We start from the raw sequence: 2,550 nt of genomic DNA, 5'->3' as shown, positions 1-2,550 counted from the left end.
ACGACCAGCCGCAGCGGCTCATCGCCGCCGTCACGGATATGGGCGAGGCGCGGCGCGGCCCCGTGGACACCGGCGATTGTACGGAGATGTGGGCGCTCCTGTTCGAGCTGGCGTTCTCCGCCGGCATGCGCGAGGGCGAACGGTACGCGCTCATGCCATACGAGCTGGAGCTGCGGGACGGGGTGCCCGGCATATTCGTGCAGCAGCAGATCCAGGCGTACGGGCGCCCCGGCGAGACGGTGATCCCCAAATGGCTCGACGCCGAGCACCTGTACGGCACACTGTGGCTGACCACGCCCAAGACGCGCGCCGCCACGAGATTCGTGCCCATCTCCCAAGGCCTGTGGGACAGGCTTTGGGCGCGCATACGACGCTTGCATGTTGGACCGCGTGACTTGGTGTTCACGACTCAGCGGGGCACGCCGGTCCGCGAGTCCGTGGAACGCCACCACTGGCTGAAGGCGCTGGAAGCGGCGGGCCTGCCGCTACCTGCCCAAGAAAACCCCGTTCGACGACCTGACCCAGGACGAGCTCGACGCGATCGTCCAGGAGATCAACGACACCCCCATGAAACAGCTCGAATACAAAACACCCAACGAGGCATGGGACGAGGAGACCAGCAGACTACAATCTAAAACCACCAACCCAAGCACAAGCGTTGCACTTACAAGTTGAATCCGGGCACCGCGATTCATAGCAATGAGTGTTGTTTTTAGTGCGAAATATCTTGTCAAGAATTCCGTCTGTTCTATTCCAGCGTAACGGGAATGGCTCATTGGGTTGGTATGTGTCGGCTGAATCCAAACATAGTGAATGACATGTGACTATGTATGGAAGGTCGTATCGTTCTACGCGTGGTGGAAAATGTCGATACGTGGTCATTATCCCATGAGATGAAGAGTTCCTAATGCGTGTGGGATAATGCCATCACCGAAATGCTTCATAAGGAGGTCTCAATGGAGCAGCGTCAATATGTCTGTCAGAAATGCGGTTGCCGCGAGTACGTCAGCGACCAGTTCCAGGCTACTGGTGGCAACTTTGCGAAGATCTTCGACATCCAGAACAAGCGGTTCATCACCATCAGCTGCCGACAGTGCGGGTTCACGGAGCTGTACAGCTCGCAGACCGATGGCGGGATGAACGTGCTGGATTTCCTGCTCGGCTGACCTGCGATTGTCTATAGCAGAGCCGCGGAGTAATTCTCAAACTTTCTCATACAGCACCGTTCAGTGTCCCGTCTGTGTCCCGAAACCTACGGAATATGCAACGGCGTCTGGCGCTGCCGGAGTCGAGCGGTTACAGTGGAACCATGAGGAGCAACGGCGCATGCCGCATATCGGGTGAGGTTGTGGAGAGACGATGAGGGTCTTCGACTTCGATGGGACGATCTACAAGGGCGAGAGCCTGTTCGACCTGTATTTGTTCAGCGTCCGCTATGAGCCCCGTGTATTGAAATACATCGCACCGGTGGCCCAATGCGGCATTCGGTACAAGACCGGCCACGCCGAACTACAGACGATGGAACGCAAGCTGGGGCGCGTCATCCACCGGTATTTGCAGGATATCGACGCATCGAAACGCGTGGCCAGGCTGTGCGGTTCCAACCCGTCGCCAACGGTTCCGTCAAAGCGCGGCGGCGATCCCGTCGCGTCCTCCCACGCGGGACTGAACGCGCTGTCGGAGGCCTTCTGGAACCGCAAGTTCTGCAAGATCAAGTCATGGTATACGCCCCAGCCGGACGATGTCATCGTCACCGCGTCGTTCGACCTAACGGTGGGGGAGGCCTGCCGTCGTCTGGGTATCCGACACCTCATCGCCTCCACCATCGATCCGGAGACGCTGGAGATCTCCCACCTGAACTTCCGCACGAACAAGGTCAAGCGCTTCCGTGAGATCTATGGCCCCGACGCTGTCATCGACGAGTTCTACACAGACAGCTACCACGACCAGTCCATGATCGACCTGGCCCGCACCGCCTATTTGGTCAAAGGCAACAGACTCATCCGCATCAAGTGACGGCGCTACTCCCCGAGACAGGCGCCGCGGTATTCCATCTGACGAACACCACGTGACGGCGGTCTATCGCGCTCCGTAGCATTGGTCTGCGGCGACCGGCGCGAACGTGCCGCGCTGCAGAGTCGACGGCCGGGAACCGGGTGATGGAGGAGTGCCGTCCTACCGCGAGCGATGAAGGAGAGACGTTGGAACCGCAGGCGTATATGGTCACGCAAGGGGAAGGGTTCCCGATCGTCTTCGCGCACGGCATGGGCGTCGATCATCGGTCGCTGATGATGCTCGACCGGTATTTCCCGGAGCGGACGCAGCGCATCTACCTCGATCTGCCCGGGTACGGCCGCACCCCGGCGCTGGACGGCCCCGGCGGTTTGCCCGAATACGTGGACTGGTTCTGCGGCGCGATCGACGACATCCTCGGGCCTCGTGCGCCGTTCGCCGTGGTCGGCAACTCGATGGGCGGGGTGCTGGCTCGGGCCGTGATCGCACGCAAGCCGCGCCGTGTGGCGGGCATCGCCCTGATCGCGCCGGTCATTC

The 2,550-nt window shown here is 60.5% G+C and carries 2 protein-coding genes and 3 pseudogenes; all 5 read left to right on the top strand.

Annotated elements, in window-relative coordinates; all coding sequences use genetic code 11:
• Positions 1-560, top strand: a pseudogene (locus B4C31_RS01025) (site-specific integrase); the annotation flags it as partial.
• Positions 475-675 (top strand): annotated as a pseudogene (locus B4C31_RS01020) (IS30 family transposase); the annotation flags it as partial. The pseudogenes B4C31_RS01025 and B4C31_RS01020, both read left to right, overlap by 86 nt.
• Positions 676-956: 281 nt before the next feature.
• Positions 957-1,166 carry a zinc ribbon domain-containing protein gene (locus B4C31_RS01015; RefSeq protein ID WP_033509234.1) on the top strand — a complete coding sequence of 70 codons (210 nt, stop codon included), beginning with the start codon at positions 957-959 and terminating at the stop codon, positions 1,164-1,166.
• A 193-nt stretch (positions 1,167-1,359) separates the two neighbouring features.
• Positions 1,360-2,016, top strand: a complete 657-nt coding sequence (locus B4C31_RS01010) for an HAD family hydrolase (RefSeq protein WP_291530975.1) — start codon at positions 1,360-1,362, stop codon at positions 2,014-2,016.
• Between the two features lie 143 nt (positions 2,017-2,159).
• Positions 2,160-2,550 (top strand): annotated as a pseudogene (locus B4C31_RS01005) (alpha/beta fold hydrolase); the annotation flags it as partial.

Origin of the sequence: Bifidobacterium sp. UBA4282, from assembly GCF_002394995.1 — a bacterium.
Classification (GTDB): domain Bacteria; phylum Actinomycetota; class Actinomycetes; order Actinomycetales; family Bifidobacteriaceae; genus Bifidobacterium; species Bifidobacterium pullorum_B.
This window is presented reverse-complemented; position numbering and strand designations above follow the sequence as displayed.

Excerpts from the sequence above, each read along its gene's own strand:
- B4C31_RS01015 (WP_033509234.1), top strand. The coding sequence starts at position 957 with ATGGAGCAGCGTCAATATGTCTGTCAGAAATGCGGTTGCCGCGAGTAC.
- B4C31_RS01010 (WP_291530975.1), top strand. The coding sequence starts at position 1,360 with ATGAGGGTCTTCGACTTCGATGGGACGATCTACAAGGGCGAGAGCCTG.